This window comes from Sinosporangium album, assembly GCF_900100605.1.
GTDB classification, from domain to species: Bacteria; Actinomycetota; Actinomycetes; order Streptosporangiales; family Streptosporangiaceae; genus Sinosporangium; species Sinosporangium album.
In genome coordinates, this window is record NZ_FNCN01000019.1 from 67,680 (window position 1) to 85,107 (window position 17,428).

At 70.6% G+C, this 17,428-nt stretch carries 15 protein-coding genes; 6 read left to right on the plus strand and 9 right to left on the minus strand.

The window, feature by feature from the left end; all coding sequences use genetic code 11:
• Positions 1-8: 8 nt before the first annotated feature.
• Positions 9-866 carry a hypothetical protein gene (locus BLQ73_RS19720; protein ID WP_093171990.1) on the minus strand — a complete coding sequence of 286 codons (858 nt, stop codon included), beginning with the start codon at positions 864-866 and terminating at the stop codon, positions 9-11.
• Positions 867-1,095: 229 nt separating this feature from the next.
• On the opposite strand from BLQ73_RS19720, the gene arfB reads away from it, so the two are divergent.
• The 3 genes from arfB to BLQ73_RS19735 all read left to right on the plus strand — a co-directional run bounded on the left by arfB (position 1,096) and on the right by BLQ73_RS19735 (position 3,367).
• Positions 1,096-1,518, plus strand: a complete 423-nt coding sequence (gene arfB, locus BLQ73_RS19725) for an alternative ribosome rescue aminoacyl-tRNA hydrolase ArfB (protein WP_093171992.1) — start codon at positions 1,096-1,098, stop codon at positions 1,516-1,518.
• A 6-nt stretch (positions 1,519-1,524) separates the two neighbouring features.
• Positions 1,525-1,989: an NUDIX domain-containing protein gene (locus BLQ73_RS19730; protein WP_093171994.1), complete on the plus strand. Its 465-nt coding sequence runs from the start codon at positions 1,525-1,527 to the stop codon at positions 1,987-1,989.
• Between the two features lie 187 nt (positions 1,990-2,176).
• Positions 2,177-3,367 carry a M20 metallopeptidase family protein gene (locus tag BLQ73_RS19735; RefSeq protein ID WP_093172084.1) on the plus strand — a complete coding sequence of 397 codons (1,191 nt, stop codon included), beginning with the start codon at positions 2,177-2,179 and terminating at the stop codon, positions 3,365-3,367.
• A gap of 250 nt (positions 3,368-3,617) precedes the next feature.
• Here BLQ73_RS19735 and BLQ73_RS19740 read toward each other — a convergent pair whose 3' ends face one another.
• Together BLQ73_RS19740 and BLQ73_RS19745 are read right to left on the minus strand one after the other, a co-directional pair.
• Positions 3,618-4,205, minus strand: a complete 588-nt coding sequence (locus BLQ73_RS19740; RefSeq protein WP_093171996.1) for a DUF6328 family protein — start codon at positions 4,203-4,205, stop codon at positions 3,618-3,620.
• Between the two features lie 343 nt (positions 4,206-4,548).
• Complete coding sequence (locus tag BLQ73_RS19745) at positions 4,549-5,472, minus strand: TIGR03619 family F420-dependent LLM class oxidoreductase (RefSeq protein ID WP_093171998.1); 924 nt, start codon at positions 5,470-5,472, stop codon at positions 4,549-4,551.
• A 114-nt stretch (positions 5,473-5,586) separates the two neighbouring features.
• Here BLQ73_RS19745 and BLQ73_RS19750 point away from each other — a divergent pair, with 114 nt between their 5' ends.
• Together BLQ73_RS19750 and BLQ73_RS19755 are read left to right on the plus strand one after the other, a co-directional pair.
• Entirely contained in the window at positions 5,587-6,546 is a 960-nt protein-coding gene (locus BLQ73_RS19750; protein WP_245691210.1) for an aminoglycoside phosphotransferase family protein, read from the plus strand.
• A 60-nt stretch (positions 6,547-6,606) separates the two neighbouring features.
• Positions 6,607-6,876 carry a TFIIB-type zinc ribbon-containing protein gene (locus BLQ73_RS19755; RefSeq protein WP_093172000.1) on the plus strand — a complete coding sequence of 90 codons (270 nt, stop codon included), beginning with the start codon at positions 6,607-6,609 and terminating at the stop codon, positions 6,874-6,876.
• A gap of 140 nt (positions 6,877-7,016) precedes the next feature.
• On the opposite strand, the gene BLQ73_RS19760 is transcribed toward BLQ73_RS19755, so the two are convergent.
• The 6 genes from BLQ73_RS19760 to BLQ73_RS19785 all read right to left on the minus strand — a co-directional run bounded on the left by BLQ73_RS19760 (position 7,017) and on the right by BLQ73_RS19785 (position 15,943).
• The gene (locus tag BLQ73_RS19760) at positions 7,017-7,985 is read right to left on the minus strand and encodes a hypothetical protein (protein WP_093172002.1); all 969 of its coding nucleotides are present in this window, start codon (positions 7,983-7,985) and stop codon (positions 7,017-7,019) included.
• Between the two features lie 45 nt (positions 7,986-8,030).
• Positions 8,031-9,680 carry an ABC-F family ATP-binding cassette domain-containing protein gene (locus BLQ73_RS19765; RefSeq protein ID WP_093172004.1) on the minus strand — a complete coding sequence of 550 codons (1,650 nt, stop codon included), beginning with the start codon at positions 9,678-9,680 and terminating at the stop codon, positions 8,031-8,033.
• Positions 9,681-10,129: 449 nt separating this feature from the next.
• Positions 10,130-11,128 carry a methylmalonyl Co-A mutase-associated GTPase MeaB gene (gene meaB / locus BLQ73_RS19770; protein WP_093172006.1) on the minus strand — a complete coding sequence of 333 codons (999 nt, stop codon included), beginning with the start codon at positions 11,126-11,128 and terminating at the stop codon, positions 10,130-10,132.
• On the minus strand, positions 11,118-13,301 hold the full coding sequence (gene scpA / locus BLQ73_RS19775) for a methylmalonyl-CoA mutase (protein ID WP_093172008.1): 2,184 nt from the start codon (positions 13,299-13,301) through the stop codon (positions 11,118-11,120). Before scpA ends, meaB begins: the two co-directional genes overlap by 11 nt.
• 2 nt (positions 13,302-13,303) lie before the next feature.
• On the minus strand, positions 13,304-15,112 hold the full coding sequence (locus BLQ73_RS19780; protein WP_093172010.1) for a methylmalonyl-CoA mutase family protein: 1,809 nt from the start codon (positions 15,110-15,112) through the stop codon (positions 13,304-13,306).
• A gap of 51 nt (positions 15,113-15,163) precedes the next feature.
• Positions 15,164-15,943 (minus strand): peptidoglycan recognition protein family protein, encoded by a 780-nt coding sequence (locus BLQ73_RS19785; protein ID WP_245691212.1) that lies wholly within the window; start codon positions 15,941-15,943, stop codon positions 15,164-15,166.
• Positions 15,944-16,044: 101 nt separating this feature from the next.
• Between BLQ73_RS19785 and BLQ73_RS19790 the strand changes: the two genes are divergently transcribed.
• Positions 16,045-17,400: a DUF5925 domain-containing protein gene (locus BLQ73_RS19790; protein ID WP_245691213.1), complete on the plus strand. Its 1,356-nt coding sequence runs from the start codon at positions 16,045-16,047 to the stop codon at positions 17,398-17,400.
• Positions 17,401-17,428 lie beyond the last annotated feature (28 nt).

The window sequence follows — 17,428 nt, forward strand, 5'->3', positions numbered from 1 at the left end:
CCCCGCGGTCAGAGCAGATACGGCTGGAGGTGGGGGTTCAGCCTGCCCGACCCCAGATATTTTTCCACCGTGTGGAAGTCGATCCAGTCGAGGTTCACCTGGATGTCCAGGTCGACGCCTCCGAACAGCGCGGCGAGCGCCGGAGGGATGGCCGCGATGTCGTCCTTGTCGGCGATGTTCACCCAGCGCGCGACACCTTTCGGACGCTGCCCCCGGCCCTTGACGGGGGCGGGCGTCAACCGGTCGAACACCACCCGGCGCAGTCCCAGGGGACTGCCCAGAGTGATCAGCAGATCCACCTCCAGGTCCGGGTTGGCCCACAGCGCCTCATAGGCGACGACGCTGCCGAGCGAGTGAGCGATCACCACCCGCGCCTTCTCCCGTCTGATCGTCTCGGCGACCTCGCTGGCGCACGCCGCCCGCGCCCCCTGCCTGCCGTCCAGGTAGGCCGACACCTCCGGGGCGAACAGGCCGGCGAAGGCCGCCGCCCGGTGGTCGAGGCGCGTCAGCAGCCATTCGGTGAGCCTGCGCAGCGACCCGGTCAGCGACTCCCCGACCGCGTTCTTCAGGGCGTCCACCTGGGCGGCCCACTCGACGAGGACGGCCTGCGCCTTCTGGTCCATCGGCTGCGGGGCGGCGGCCCTCATTGGAGCGTTCCCGGCCGGGCCGTCGTTCAGCAGGTGGGCGTAGTAGGCCACCGTCGTGATGTAGGACTGCCCCGAGTGGGCCGACCCGCCGGTGAGCCCCGCGTGCAGATAGCGGTCCCACTTGAGGCGCATGGCCTCCGCCGCCCCCTCGGGGGACCGGCCCGCTTCCTCGTAGTACTTGTGCTTACCGATTCCATGCACGCCGACGATGGCCGACACCGCGTACTCCTCAAGCTTTCCGGACCCCGCGCACACTTTGCCCGACCATGCGGGGCGCCACAACTCGGTCTGATAATTCGCTAGGGCACAATTCAGTTGCCTTCGCCGGAGACGCCCTCGATATCCTTGAGGTCCACGGCTTCCCGCCCCGCGATGCCGTACCGGACACCCCGCGTACGGCACCGCGAGCCACGCCCACACCCATCAGAAACCCGGAGGGTCCCGTCTCATGTCCGGCCCACTGCTCGTGCGCGGCGCCATCGCCATCCCCGAGGATGAGCTCCAGTGGCGCTTCTCACGCGCCTCCGGCCCGGGCGGGCAGGGCGTCAACACCACCGACAGTCGCGTCGAGCTCAGCTTCGACCTCGCGTCCACCTCGGCCCTCGGCCCCGCGCTCAAGGAGCGCGCCCTGGAGCGACTCGCCGGGCGCCTGACGGGCGGCGTGATCACCGTCGTCGCCTCCGAGCACCGCTCCCAGCTCCGCAACCGCGCCGCCGCCCAGGTCCGCCTCGCCCACCTGCTCGGCGAGGCCGTCGCCCCGCCGCCGAAACGCCGCCGCCCCACCAAACCCAGCCGGGCCGCCGTGCAGCGCCGCCTCACCGAGAAAAAGCACCGCTCCGACCTGAAGCGCCTCCGCCGCGGCGACCACTGAGGCACCATGGGCTCCCTGCACCCGATCACGCTCCAACCCAGCGTCCGCGCCCTTGTGCTCGACGGCGACCGGCTCATCGTGTTCCGCCGCACCCCGCCGGGACGGCCCGTCTACTGGTCGGTGCCCGGCGGCCACGTCGAGCCCGCAGACGCGACGTTCGAGCACGCGCTGCACCGCGAGATGCTCGAAGAGCTCGGCGCCGTGGTCAGGAGCGTCACCCCGCTCACCACCCTGCGCTGCCTGCGGCCCGAGGGCGTGAAGCCGCAGCACGTGTACGGCTGCCGCCTGGTCTCCCTGGACGCCGCGCTGCGCTGCGGCCCGGAGTTCGACGACCCCGCCCGCGGCCACTACGAGACCGTGCGTCTCCCCCTGGAACCGGCCGCTGTCGAAGGGCTCGACCTCGTTCCGCCGGAGCTCGCCGCGTATCTCGTCGAGCACATCGCCCGCCTCCCCGAGCTGATCGGCCCCTGACCCGCCGCGCCACTGGAGCCCGTTGTCCCCCGCCGACCCGGCCCCGATGGATCTTGCCGCCTTCCGGCCGTCCCGGGGCCTGTCCACACCGCCGCCTCCGCCGCTAGGTCGCCGGCGCAGGAGCGCCCGCCGGGAATGTGTGCGCGGCGACGAACCGCTCCCCCGGGAAACAGTGAAGAATGCCGTCATGTCGCTTCTGCAATCTGCCCGGGACATGAGTGGCGAGCTTCAGCGGCTGCGCCACGCCCTCCACGCCGAGCCCGAGATCGGCCTCACACTGCCGCGCACCCAGGAAAAGGTGCTCCAAGCCCTCGACGGACTGCCGCTAGAGATCGGCACCGGACGGTCGCTCACGTCGGTGACCGCGGTGCTGCGCGGCGGAAAGCCTGGCCCTGTCGTCCTGCTCCGCGGTGACATGGACGCGCTTCCCGTCCACGAGCGCAACGCCCTGCCGTACATCTCCACGGTGGACGGCGTCATGCACGCGTGCGGGCACGACCTGCACACGGCCATGCTCGCCGGGGCGGCCCACCTGCTGTCGGCGCGGCGCGAGGATCTCGCGGGGGACGTCGTCTTCATGTTCCAACCGGGGGAGGAAGGGCACGAGGGCGCGCGGTACATGATCGAGGAGGGGGTGCTGGACGCGGCGGGACGGAGGCCCGCCGCGGCGTACGCCCTCCACGTGGTGTCCGGGATGCTGCGGCCGGGGGTGTTCTCGGCACGCGGCGGGCCGATCATGGCCGCCGCCGACACCCTGGTGGTCACCGTACGCGGCAGAGGCGGGCACGGCTCGGCTCCGCACCGGGCGCTCGACCCGATCCCGGCGGCGTGCGAGATGGTGACCGCTCTCCAGACGATGGTCACGCGGGGTTTCGATGTGTTCGACCCCGTCGTCATCACCGTGGGCAGTTTCCACGCCGGAACCGCGGAGAACGTCATCCCCGACGAGGCGCGTTTCGAAGTGACGATCCGCACGTTCAGCAAGGCCAACCGCGCCGCCGTGAAGGAGCGCGCGGTCCGGCTGGTGACGAACATCGCCGAGGCGCACGGTCTGGCGGGCCGGGCCGAGTTCGGCATGGGCTACCCGGTCACGGTGAACGACCCGGACGAGTCGGCCTTCGCCGGCGACGCGGTGACCGACCTGCTCGGCCCCGGCAGGTACTTCGTCGCCCCTCAGCCCGTCACAGGGGCCGAGGACTTCTCCTACGTCCTCGACGAGGTCCCTGGCGCGTTCCTCTTCCTGGGGGCGTGCCCGCCGGAGCGCGACCCGGCCACCGCTCCCTACAACCATTCGGCGGAGGTGGAGTTCGACGACGCGGTGCTCCCGGACGGCGCCGCGCTTCTGGCCCACCTCGCCATGAGCCGGCTGGCGCGGTAGCGGAAACTCGGCCTGTCAGCCCATATTCGGAAATGGGTAAACCGTCTTTCCGGATGACTGAAATGAATTGACCCCGGACATGAGTCGACCGCCTCGTCGTCGGCGAGAGGCGGTCATGTGCGGGGTCCGCTCTACGGCGGTTATGGGAGAGCCGATAGGAGCCGGAGCCGGACACCGGGGTGCGGGCTAAGCGGAGGAGCGGTTTTAGCGCGGCGGGTGCCACCGCTCGTCGGCGGCACCCTGGGGTCGGTCAGGTTTCGTCCCTGTAGCCATGCCGCACACGCAACCACAGCGGCAGAACAAACCAGACGACCAAGAACCCGAATAAGGCCACTATCACGATATACGGCGCAGCCGTCATTCCCATGACGTCGAGGACGAGCATCAGAGCGCATCCCAGAGCGACCATGAGCATGACCAGCCCGACGAGGGTCAGGCGGCTCGCCAACTTGACCAGCTTCTTCTTCAGCTGCCGTCCGTAGACGATGCGGTGGAAGGGAGCCGGCGCGGTGAGCAGAGCCGCCGCGATCATCGTGGTGACCAGCGCCGCCACGTAGATGATTCGCTGAGTCGGTGTGATGGTGGCGAAGCGCGGCATGAAGGCGAGAGCCATCAGGAAGCCCGCCAGAGCCTGCACGGAGGTCTGGCCGATGCGGACCTCCTGCAGCAGCTCGGCGTAGCCGCGATTCAGAGCCTGAGCCGAGGACTCCTGCGTCGGCGCGCTCGGCGATGCCGGCGCGGACGCCTCCACGGTGTCGATCTCCGACTTACTCGGCTGGAACGCCTGGGCAGGCGTGACCTGTTTAGAGGGCAAGCGAATGCGGGTCGACTGTGCCATGACGCTCCTTGCGTTGGGGAACACTGGGTGGTGCCAAAAAGGCACCGATACCCGTTTGTACCCCCAGACACCGGACAAGGGAACACCTAGCACCGAGAATGTATAGGGAGAATTCACCTATCAGTCAAATATCAGACTTTTTCCCGCTTTAAAGGAATCCCTAGCCGCCTTTCGGAGATCATTAACTATCATCCGAGGGATGTTTCGCGCCTTCTTCGCTTAAGTCGGCAAAAGGGGCGCTAACACCCCTAGCATAGATTACCTCCAGGCGAGTCCCTTGTCTATTGCCACTCATAGACGGCGCTCCCCTTGGGAAAGGCCCATTGAGGGAAAATACACGCTTCTATCTCCCAACTCGCCCATCCGTACCGGGCGCCAGCAGCTCCAACGCCTCCTCGGCCCGGCGCATCGACACCACGGGGTCGGCCTCCACAGACCCGATCTCCTCATCGAAGTTGAGGTCGTGGAACACCTCGGTGACCCCCATCGCGGCGAGGCCCGCGACATCGGACCGGATCTCGTCGTAGGACCCCGTGAGCGGAGCACGCCCCGGATCCCCGCCCGGCCGCACCCTCGTCACCCCCCGCACAACGAACCGCAGCGCCGACGGGTCGCGCCCCGCCTCGCGGGCCGCGTCCTTGACCAGGGCTATCCGAGCGTCGATACGCCGCAGGTCGGCCGAGCTTGAGCTGATCCAGCCGTCGGCCAGCCGGCCCACCCGCCGCAGCGCGGCGTCGGCGTTCCCGCCGAGGAGCATCGAAGGCGCCGGACCGGGCCGAGGCTCCTGCCGGGAGGCCGGAAGCGTATAGACGTCCCCGTCGAACTCGGCCACCTCACGCGTCCAGAGGCGCCTCACCACCTCAAGGAACTCCTCCGCCCGGCGCCCGCGCCCCTCCATCGGGACGCCGGAGGCGGCGAACTCCTCCGGCATCCATCCGAGCCCGAACCCGGCCGTGAGCCGCCCCGCGGCCAGGTGCTGCAGCGTGGCGAGCTGCTTGGCGTAGTAGGCGGGAGAGGCCAGCGGGATGTTGAGGATGGCCGCGCCGAGCCGTATCCGCTCGGTCAGTCCCGCCAGGTACGCCAGGGTCGCGACGGGGTCCTGCACACTCTGGTACACCGGAGCCAGGGAGCGGTCCACCGGGACGAGAAGCCGTTGGAACGTCCACAGTTCGTGATAGCCGAGCTCCTCGGCCCGGCGCGCGATACGCGCCATGTTCGCCGGAGTGGCCCAGGAACCCGACATCGGTACGGCAAAGCTGATCTTCATTCCTTCACCTTAGAACGGTCCCACCCCCCGGCCCCGGCGCGCCGCCCCGCAATACGGGCGGCCGACCGTGCTCCCGGGTCACCGCGGGCCCCGCACCAATGGTTCACTTTCGTCATGACCCAGGCCCCCCACCTGACGCACCCCGCAGACGACTCCGCAGACGAACCCGCCGACGAGTTCTCCGACCCGCTCATCCGGGAGATGGCGCGCATCGCCCTCCGGCACGGCCGCGACCACGGCGGCGACAACGCCTCCGTCATGCCGACCCGGCCCGACGTGGTGATCGTGCGGGCGGGCGGTGTCGTCGTGAAGGCGCACGCCCCGGGCATGGCGGCCGGACCGCTGCGGATGCGCATGCGCGCCGCGGTCGAACCCGTGCTGGACGCCGTGCTGCTGCGGCCGTTGCACGCCGAGGTGGCCGACGTGCACGGCAGGCTTGTCACGGTCTGGCCCGCGGGCGAGCCGGTCGACCACGACGCCCCGGAGGCCGCCCCCTGGGAGGAGGCCGCACGGCTGCTGGCCGGGTTGCACGCCGTACCCGCTGGCGCGCTGCCGCCCCTGCCGCCCGCCGGCGGGCCCGCGCGCGCCGCGGACCTGGTGGCCTCGCTCACCGGCGACGGTCCGGAGGAACGGGTCGTCCGCCGGGTGTTCGCCGCGCTGCCGCCGGAGGCGCGGGGTGAGCGTCCGCATCCCGACGCCCAGGTGACCCACGGCGACTGGCACATGGGCCAGCTTGTACGGCTCGGCGCGTGGAGGCTCATCGACGTGGACGACTTCGGGCTAGGCGACCAGGCGTGGGATCTGGCGCGGCCCGCCGCGTGGTTCGCGATGGGGCTGCTGGAACGCTCTGCGTGGGAACGCTTCGTCACGGCATACGTCGAGGCGGGCGGCCGCGCGCTCGGCCCGGGCGACCCGTGGGAGCGGCTCGACGTCCCGGCGCGGGCGCTGTCCGCGCAACTCGCCGCGGGCGCCGTGGCCAAGGCGCGGAGGGAGCACCGGCCTCTCGACGAAGTGGACGCCCTGCTCGTGGAGACATGCGCCAGGATTGTGAGTGTGCGGGAAGCGCTGCCGTAGCGTCTTCACGCAGTAAGTTGTCGGTAGAGGCACATGAGCCAAGTGCAAGGAGACGGCTAAATGCAATGCCCGAAGTGTCGCGGCACGATGCGCACATACGACCGCAACGGAGTTCACATCGAGCAGTGTGAGAACTGCCGCGGGATCTTCCTCGACTACGGCGAGCTTGAGGCGCTGACCCGTCTGGAGTCGCAGTGGTCGCAGAGCCACGCCGCTCCCCCGCCGCCGCCGCCGGCTCACGGCGCTCCCGCGTGGGGCGCTCCGCACGGACACCACCACGGCAGCCACCACCGCAAGCGCGGCTGGGCGGGCCTGCTGTTCTCCAGCTGACGAAGCGATTCGCCGGCAGACCTCGACGATGAAGACCGCGGCCCTCCGCCCGAGGGTCGCGGTCTTCGTTCATCCGCCGGTCGGCGAGCCCGCAGGTCGGCGAGCCCGCAGGTCGGCGATTCCGTCTGCCGGCGCGCGCGTCAGTCCGGGAAGTCGTCGGGGTCGACGTTCTTGGTGCGGATCGTTCCGCCCCGCACGCCGTGGAGGGTGATGGTCCAGTTGTTCCACCGCACGTGTGTGGAGGTGTAGCGCGTCTTGAAACGCAGAGAGCTGCCGAACAACTGGAACGAGCACATGCGGCCGAACGCGCGCGCCTTGGACTGCCAGTCCTGGCCCTGGGTGAAGTAGATCTTGTACTTCCCGTCGCGCACGCCGGACACGGTGAACTTCTTCTTCTTGCGCACGTAGACGCTGAACGCCTTTTTCTTCCCGCGTATCACCGTCACGACCGCGTCGTACGACGACCCGTTGTCGATCTTGAGCGAGCCGCGGCCCGTCCTGCTCTCGGACCGCAGGAACCGCCCGTTCGACCACCGCCGGGACTGGCGCCCCGGGATCTTCACGGTGACCGCGTCGGCCGGGTAGTCGCCGAGCCGGGCGAGGTCCTCTCCGGCACGGTCCAGGTCCTTGATGTCGCCGGCCTCGCCGAGGGCCGTCATGACGCTGGACGCGGTGCACACCGAGCCCGCCCCCACGCTGAGTTCGACGGTGTCGAGCCCGCTGGACAGCGCGGCGAGCTGGGTGACATAGGCGATGTGGGCGGCCTCGGTCCCCGCCGGCGGCGTGAGCGCCTGGAGCCGCCCTCCGGCGTCGCGGAGCGCGTCGCTCGCGCCGTCGAGGCGTTTGCGCAGGGTCTTGCGCGTCTTGGCGTCCGCCAGCGACTCCAAGGAATCGCGCACCGGTCCGACCGCGGCCTCCAGCTCGCGGCGATAGCCGACGGGGTCGAGCCCGGTCGGCGTCGGCGGGGCGGTGACCCCGGATCCGTCTCCGCCGATGACACCGCCGGCGCTGGATTCCCCGCGCGGCGGCTGAACTGTTTCCGCGGTGCATCCTGTCAGAGCGAGAGAGGCGACGACCAGTACGCAGGGGATCGCACGGGGGGCAGTCACCAACCAACTATTTCCCGATTGATCCCCTGCGTCAATTGACATCGGTTACGCGACCTCGGTCAAGCCGGCCTCCCTGCCCATCCGGAGCCGCCGCGTGATGCCCACCGACTCCAGGAACGGCAGATCGTGGGAGACCACGATCAGCGCGCCCCGGTAGGCGTTGAGCGCCTGCGTCAACTGCGCCACGCTCGCCAGGTCCAGGTTGTTGGTGGGCTCGTCGAGCAGGAGCAGGCGGGGAGGCGGATCGGCGGACAGGAGGGCGGCGAGCACCGCACGGAAACGTTCCCCTCCCGACAGCGTGCCCACCACCTGGTCCACCCGCGCGCCCCGGAACAGGAAGCGGGCGAGCCGCTCCCGGATCGCCCCGACGGACGCGTCCGGCGCGAACCTCCGTACGTTGTCGAGCACGCTCAGCGCGTCGTCGAGCAGATCCAACCGCTGCGGCAGGTAGCCGACGCCCTTCACCCCGACGGCGGCCCGCCCCGCGAACCCGGGGGAATCGCCGACGAGCGCCCGCAGGAACGTGGTCTTGCCCGAACCGTTCGCCCCGGTCAGCGCGATGCGCTCCGGCCCCCGCACGATCAGCTCGTCGAGCGGGCGCCCCCGCTCGGCGGCGTCGCCGCCGTCCCCGTCCGGCTCGAAGCCCGGTACGCGCAGCAACTCCAGGCCCGCCACGGTGAGAACCGTACGGCCCGCCGGGACGTCGGTCTCAGGCAGGGTGATGCGGATCTCGGCGTCGTCGCGCAGCGCGCGCTGCGCCTCGGACAGCCTGTCGCGCGCCTCGGTGACCTTGTCGAGATGCTGGTTGCGGAGCTTGCCCGCCGACACCTGGGAGCGTCGTTTGAGCTCCCCGATCAGAATCCTGGGGAGGCCGCTGTCGGCGGCCTTTCTCGCGGTCCGCTGACGCCGGTCGAGTTTGATCCGCGTCTCGATGAGCTCGCGCTCCTGCCTCTTGACGTCGGCCTGGGCGGATCTCACGCCGCGTTCGGCGGCCTCGCGTTCGGCGGCGAGCACCTCCCGGTAGGCGGAGAAATTGCCGCCGTACATGCGGATCCCGCCCTCCGACAGATCGGCGACCTGGTCCACGCGTTCGAGCAGCGCCCGGTCGTGGCTCACCACCACCATGACGCCCGACCACGCGTCGACCGCCTGGTAGAGCCGCTGCCTGGCCGCGAGGTCCAGGTTGTTGGTGGGCTCGTCCAGCAGCAGCACATCCGGTCTGCGCAGGAACAGCGCGGCGAGACCCGTCATCACGACCTCGCCGCCCGACAGCGTGTCGGTGGTGCGGTCGAGCCCGATCCCGGCGAGGCCGAGCCGGTCCAGCTCCGCCAGCGCCCGCTCCTCCACGTCCCAGGCGTCGCCGACCGCGGCGAAGTTGTCCTCCGAGACCTCACCCCGCTCGATCGCGTGCAGCGCCGCCCGCACGTCGCTGATGCCGAGCAGGTCGCTGACCGTACGGCGTGCGCCCAGCGGAAGGTTCTGCGGCAGATAGCCCACCTCGCCGTCCACGGCGACGGACCCCGCGGCGGGCCGCAGCTCTCCGGCGATCAGCCGGAGCAGTGTGGACTTGCCCGATCCGTTGACCCCGATCAGCCCGGTACGGCCCGGCCCGAAGGCCGTGTCGAGGTCCTTCAGCACAGGGGTGCCGTCGGCCCAGGAATAGGACAGTCCATCAATGACAATGGAAAAAGCCATAAGGCCGCTCCTCCAACGTGTCGTGGTTTTCGTGACACTGCGGGAGGACACCGCGCGCATCGGCCGCCGCCGCGGGACGGTCACCGCATCACCGCTCGGACCGAGCCCACCGGGGCTGCGGCCTCATGCCCCTGGCGAGGAGCGGATGGAGCGGGAGGGAGCGTCCCGGAACACCACAGGAACGAGGAACCTGGGCGGGTCGCGGGGGAAGGGAGGCCGCCGGAGGCGGATCCACTGAGGCCGGATGCGCGGCACCCTTGACACGGGTGCGAGAACGCGGTGTCCGCGAACCTCAGATCCTCACTCTAAGCCCCCAAGGGACGGCAATAGGACCCCTGTAAGGTACGCAGCGACCTACGCCGCTGTCAACGACGTTTTCGAATCCCTTGGCCGAAAGAGCCGTCCCCCCGCCCCCGCTCTCCGAGCGGGGGCGGGGGAGGCGCGGCGGGTCAGCCGGAGCGGCGGGCCGCCGAGAACGCGGACAGGATCCGCTCGGCGGCGAGCGCGGGGGTGAGGGCGCCGTCGAGCACCTGCCGCTCCACCTCCGGGGACAGCGCGGCGACGGCGGGATGGTGGCGCAGGTCGTGGATCAGGCGATCCTGCACGAGCGTCCACGTCCAGCCCACCTGCTGGCGGCGCCGGCGTTCCGCCAGTTCCCCCGACGCCGACAAGGTGTCCTGGTGGTGGACGATCTGCCGCCACAGCTCGGGGATGCCCGTGCCCTCCTTCCCGCTGCACGTGAGCACGGGCGCGTGCCAGGTCGCCTCGTGTGAACGCAGCAGGCGCAGGGCTCCGGCGAGTTCGCGCGCGGCCTTGCGCGCGTCGGTCTCGTAGGCGCCGTCGGCCTTGTTGACGGCGATGACGTCGGCCAGCTCCAGGACGCCCTTCTTGATGCCTTGGAGCTGGTCGCCGGTGCGGGCCAGCGTGAGCAGCAGGAACGTGTCGACCATGTCGGCGACCGCCGTCTCCGACTGCCCGACGCCCACGGTCTCGACGAGCACGATGTCGTATCCCGCCGCCTCGACGACCACCATGGCCTCCCGCGTGGCCTTGGTGACGCCGCCGAGGGTGCCGGAGGTCGGCGACGGCCGGATGTAGGCCGCCGGGTCGACCGACAGCCGCGCCATGCGCGTCTTGTCACCGAGGATCGAGCCGCCCGTCCTCGTCGAGGACGGGTCCACCGCGAGGACGGCGACGCGGTGGCCCTCACCGGTGAGGAACACGCCGAGCCCGTCGATGAACGTCGACTTGCCGACACCGGGCACGCCGGTGATGCCGACGCGCCGCGCCTTCCCCGACAGCGGCGTCAGCTCGACGAGCAGCTTCTGGGCGAGCTCCTTGTGGTCGGCCCTCCCCGACTCGACGAGCGTGATCGCGCGGGCGATCCAGGCGAGCGAGCCGCTCTTGACCCCCTGCAGATAGTCCTCGAGCGCGGGCTTAGAGCGCATGGTCCAGCCGCGTCGAGAGCTCACGCAGCAGGCCGAGTGCCGCATCGGAGATCACGGTGCCCGGCGGGAAGATCGCGGAGGCGCCGGCCGCGCGCAGCTCGTCGAAGTCGCCGGGAGGGATCACACCCCCCACCACGATCATGATGTCCTCCCGCCCGATCGCGGCGAGCGCGTCGCGCAGCGCCGGGACCAGCGTCAGGTGCCCCGCCGCCAGGGAGGACACGCCGACGATGTGCACGTCGGCCTCGGCCGCCTGGCGGGCGACCTCCTCGGGGGTCTGGAACAACGGGCCCACGTCGACGTCGAAGCCGAGGTCGGCGAAGCCCGTGGCGATCACCTTCTGCCCCCGGTCGTGGCCGTCCTGCCCCATCTTGGCCACCAGGATGCGGGGCCTGCGGCCCTCCTGGACCTCGAACTCGGCGCAGGCCGCCCTCACCCGTTCGATCCCGGCCCCGGGACCTGCCTCATCGCGATACACACCCGAAATCGTACGGATCTGACCTGCATGCCGACCGAAGACCTTCTCCAGCGCGTCGGAGATCTCGCCGACCGTGGCCTTGGCCCTGGCGGCGTCCACGGCCAGCGCCAGCAGGTTGCCCGTTCCCGCCGCGGCCTTGGTCAGGGCGTCGAGCGCCGCGGCCACGGCGTCGCCGTCCCGCTCCTCGCGGAGCCTGCGCAGCTTGTCGAGCTGCCGCTCCCGCACCGCCGAGTTGTCGACCTTGAGCACCTCGATGGGCTCCTCGGCATCGGCGCGGTACTTGTTCACGCCGATGACCGGCTGCCGTCCGGAGTCGATGCGGGCCTGGGTGCGCGCCGCGGCCTCCTCGATGCGGAGCTTGGGCAGCCCAGCGTCGATGGCCCTGGCCATGCCGCCCGCGGCCTCGACCTCGGAGATGTGCTCCCAGGCGCGGAGCGCCAGCTCGTAGGTGAGCCGCTCCACGTAGGCACTGCCGCCCCACGGGTCGATCACGCGGCAGGTGCCGGACTCCTGTTGCAGAAGGAGCTGGGTGTTGCGGGCGATGCGCGCGGAGAAGTCCGTGGGGAGGGCCAGGGCCTCGTCCAGCGCGTTGGTGTGGAGCGACTGGGTGTGGCCCTGGGTCGCGGCCATGGCCTCGACGCAGGTGCGCACGACGTTGTTGAACACGTCCTGCGCGGTCAGCGACCAGCCGGAGGTCTGCGAGTGAGTGCGCAGGGACAGCGACTTGGGGTTCTTCGCGCCGAAGCCCTTGACGAGCTTGGCCCACAGCAGCCGCGCGGCGCGCAGCTTGGCGACCTCCATGAAGAAGTTCATGCCGATGCACCAGAAGAACGACAGTCTCGGTGCGAACCGGTCGATGTCCAGCCCGGCCTCCACGCCCGCCCTGAGGTATTCCACGCCGTCGGCGAGGGTGTAGGCGAGCTCCAGGTCGCAGGTGGCCCCGGCCTCCTGGATGTGGTAGCCGGAGATCGAGATCGAGTTGAACTTCGGCATCTTCTCGGAGGTGTACGAGAAGATGTCCGAGATGATCCTCATGGATGGTTCAGGCGGATATATGTAGGTGTTGCGGACCATGAACTCTTTGAGGATGTCGTTCTGGATGGTCCCTGCAAGCTGCTCCGGCGCCACCCCCTGCTCCTCGGCCGCGACGATGTAGAGCGCGAGCACCGGGAGCACCGCGCCGTTCATGGTCATGGACACGCTCATGCGGTCGAGCGGGATGCCGTCGAACAGCTGGCGCATGTCGTAGATCGAGTCGATGGCGACCCCGGCCATGCCGACGTCCCCGGCGACGCGGGGGTGATCGGAGTCGTATCCCCGGTGCGTGGCCAGGTCGAAGGCCACCGACAGGCCCTTCTGCCCGGCGGCGAGGTTGCGCCGGTAGAAGGCGTTGGACTCCTCCGCCGTGGAGAAGCCGGCGTACTGCCGGATCGTCCACGGTTGGTTGACGTACATCGTGGGGTACGGCCCGCGGAGGTACGGCGCGACGCCGGGATAGGTGGCCAGGAAGTCCAGACCGTCGAGGTCCGCCCCCGTGTAGAGCGGGCGTACGCCGATGCCCTCGGGGGTCTCCCACACGAGGTCGTCCGGCCCCTTGCCCGTGCGCTCCGCCACGGCCGCGGCCCAGGCCGCCGTGTCCGCGTCGGCACCGGGCGCCCCGGGACCGAGGTCGATCCCAGAGAAGTCGGGAATCATGCTCAACGGGTCACCCCCAGGTCGTCGAACGTCGTACGGAGCACCTCGAGCGCGTCGCACCCCGCGTAAAGCCGGGCGTCCACTCCTTCATGCTCCCCCTTGCCCGCCAGCCACACCTTGACCGCCCCCGCCTCCTTCAGCGCGGCGGCCACGGCCGCGGCGTACTCGCCGTACATCTTGTCGCTCGAACACAGGCAGGCCACGCGGCAGCCGCTGGCGCGGAACGCCTCGGCCAACTCGGCGGGGTCCGTCGACGGGCCGCTCGTCACCGTGGCGACGCCGCCGGCCTGGAACAGGTTGGCCGCGAACGTGGCCCGCGCGGTGTGGACCGCCACCGGGCCGAGCGTCGCCAGGAACACCGTCGGCCGCTCCGGCCGGGCGTCCGCCAGATCGCGCAGCGCCTCGAACTCCTCGGCGTAGCGGATCTTGGGCAGTCCGCCGCCCGCCGAGGCGCCGGCGAGACCGGGGCCCGCCGTCCTGACGGGAAGCCGCTCGGCGAGGTTCGGGAACTCGCTGACGCCCGTGAGAGGCACCTTCCGGTGCGCGATGTCGGCCGACCGGGCCCGCGCCGTCGCGGCGAGCCGCTCGGCGACGAACCCCGAGGCGAGGGCGGAGGCCATGCCGCCGGCCCGCTCGATCTCCTGGAACCGCTCCCAGGCGGCCTCGGCCAGGTCGGCGGTCAGCCGCTCGACGTACCACGAGCCGCCGGCGGGGTCCACGACCCTGCCGACGCCCGACTCTTCGACCAGCAGGGCGTGGGTGTTGCGCGCGATGCGCCGGGAGAAGGCGTCGGGCAGCCCGAGGGCCGCGTCGAAGGGCTGGACCGTGACAGATTCCGCGCCGCCGACGCCCGCGGCGAAGCACGCCAGCGTGGTGCGCAGCATGTTCACCCACGGGTCCCGGGCCGTCATCATCGCCGACGACGTCACCGCGTGCTGGCGCTGGCCGCCGAGCGCGGGCTCGCCGCAGACCTGCGCCACCCTGGCCCACAGCCGCCGCGCCGCGCGCAGCTTGGCGATCGTGAGGAACTGGTCGGCCGTCGCCGCGTAGCGGAACTCCAGCTGGCCGAGCGCCTCGGCCACGGTCAGCCCCGCGTCCGTCAGTTCGCGCAGGTAGGCCAGGCCGGTGGCCACCGAGGCGCCGAGCTCCTGCGCCTCGGCGCCGCCCGCGTCGTGGTACGGCGTGGCGTCAACGACGATCGCCCGGAGCTCCGCCGGTCCGGCCAGGCAGCGCCGTACGAGATCGATGTCGAGCGCGGTCTCCGCGCCCGTGCGGGCCCGGAGCCCGAGCGGGTCGAGGCCGAGGTTGCCGATCGGCGCCGTCTCGCCGCCCAGGGACAGGAGCGCCTCGGCCGCCTCGCGGGTCTGCTCACCCGCGTCGAGCACGACGGGGGCGAGGTCCAGGTAGACGTCTTTGAGGAGCTTCGGCAGCTCGCGCGCGGGGATGGCGTGTTCGCCGATCTCCAGCCACAGGGAGGTGACCCCGTTCTCGAGGTCGGCCAGGACGGCCTCGGAGTCGGCGACGGCATGGCGTTGCCGTACGTCCCAGCCGGAGGCGGCGGCGCCCTCGGGCCTGGTGCCGCGCACGAACGGCGCCAGCCCGGGAAGGCCGGGACTCCGCGGTGTGTCGGAGGAATCGTAAAGCGGGTGGACCGTTACACCGTCATAGGTCGGAGACGCCAGGGCCTCCTCCGGTGAACCGGCCTCGACACCCGACTTGCGAAGCACCCCTAGCGCGAGTTCCCGCCACTGCTCGCGTGTGGCGGGCGGGAACTCGGCGGCCAGGGTAAGTCGCTCAGGCTGCACCGTCATGTTCCGGAGGATAGGCGGCTCGCCTAAAGAACAATCGCTTGGGGGGGCTACTTACCGGTTCGAGGCGGACTCTTTAGCATTCCACGCAGCCTTCCAGGTGGCGGGTCCGACGACGCCGTCGACGCCTAGCTTCTGATCGCGCTGGAACTGGCGGCACACCTTCTCCGAGGCGGCCCCGTAGGCGCCGTCCGCGTCGATGGTGTAGCCGAGCTTCTTCATCTGGCGCTGCCAGGTGCGGACGTCCTCACCTCGCATGATCGGCGGATACTTCAGCAGCCTGCCGGGGAACTTGGGCGCCGTGCCGGAATTGGCCGGGGGCTTGCTTCCGGGGCGGGGCGCGCCCGACTTCACCCATGTGTAGAGGGCTTCACCGGGGCAGGCGGTGGGGTAGCCGTCGCGGTGGCCCTTGATCTCCCTGCCGGCACCGCCCTCGGCCCTGAGGTAGGCGACCGCGTCGAGGATGCCGTGCAGCATGTCGTCGTTGGGCTTCACCAGGCCAGAGCTGCCCACGAGCCCGAGCACCGCGTAGTGCGCGGAGTTCAGGCCCGCGCCGTTGGCCGCCGGAACTCTCTTCAACCCCCGCCCCTCGAACACCTTCCGATGTGGACAGACCACCATCGAATAGCCGATGTCCATCCAGCCATTGCCGTCCATGTGGTGCTTCTGGATGGATTTGACCATGGCGACGCACTTGTCATGGTCATCGATGATCTTCGGGTCGACCCGGCCACCGGTGTAGTGGACTTTGACGCCCTTGGTGGAGCTGAGGGTGGTGTAGGAGCCACGGGGGGATCGGGCTCCCCAGGCACGACGGGGGATGAGATTGTCCACGGACCTATCTCCAGTATGGCAATGAAATGACGACCGAGAGTAACCCCGGATCGGCTCCCATACCCCAGTTTTGGGGCATTCCACATGGATCATGGGAACTGATGGCAAACTCATTCGACGTACGCGAGCTGTGGCGGGATCATAGACCGCATGCCGTCGACGCCCCGCCGCTCCGCCACGCGAGCCGCGACCTGGCGAGGCGGCGAGACGGCCAGACGTCCGAACCGATCGGTCCCGCTCCGCGGACTCCCGCCTGGTCGGAACACCCTCACCTTAGGGAGGTCCACCTCATCGCCAACCACAACGGCGCCCAGCACAGCGCCGCCGACAAGGTCGACGCCGCGCGGCGCCCCGCCGACCGGGTGAGCCCCACGCACACCGCAGGCGATCTGCCGATGCGCGTCTGGCTCGACGACGGCGACTCCGCCGTCGACGTGATCGACGCGCTCGCGCTGTCGCCGTTCGCCACCGGCACGCAGCCCTGGTCGCGCACCGCGAGCCTGGAACGCGTACTGCCCGAGGCGCGGCTGATGCCCTCAAGCGGCGATCTCGTGCGCGTCGCCGTCGAGGACGGCCGCGAGTCCCGGCTGGTCTGCGGCGAGGGTTGGACGCTGCGCGTCGTCCGCTACCGCAGCCGGTCGGCCACCGTCAGCGTGACCGCGGTCAGCGAGGAGCTCACCCGCTCACTGATCGACGAGGTGGTCAAGGACGCCGTGGAACCCGCGCCGCCCTCCGACCACGTCGACATGGGGTTCTGGTGGCGCAGCTCCCACGGCGGACACCGCTCCGAGAAGCCGATCACCTCGCCGGCCTGGGCCGACATCGAGCGCAACTACGGCCGACACGTCGCCGAACGGCTCGGACGCCTCATGAGGGTCACTCCGAGCGAGGTCAACGGCCGTCTCATCCTTCTCCACGGCCCGCCCGGCACCGGCAAGACCACGCTGCTGCGCACGCTCGCCCGCGAGTGGCGTGACTGGTGCCAGGTCGACTGCGTGCTCGACCCGGAGCGCCTGTTCAACGACCCCGGCTATCTGATGGAGGTCGCCGTCGGCTACGACTCGGGCCCCGGCGACGACGAGAAGCGCCGCTGGCGGCTCCTCGTGCTGGAGGACTGCGACGAGCTGATCCGCGCGGGAGCCAAGGAGGCGACCGGTCAGGGCCTGTCGCGCCTGCTCAACCTGACCGACGGCCTGCTCGGCCAAGGCCGTGACGTGCTGGTCGCCATCACCACCAACGAGGATCTGGCCCGGCTCCACCCGGCCGTGGTACGCCCGGGCCGCTGCCTGGCCCAGGTGGAGATCGGCGCGCTCAGCGCCGAGGAGGCCGCGAACTGGCTCGGCACCCCCGAGGGCATCGGCCCCTCGGGGGCGACGCTGGCCCAGTTGTTCGCTCTCCGCGACGGTCGCGAGCTGCCGGCGCGGGAGGCTCCCGAGGCCACCGGCCTCTACCTCTAGCCGGCCCGCGAGCGAGACGGCCGCCGCG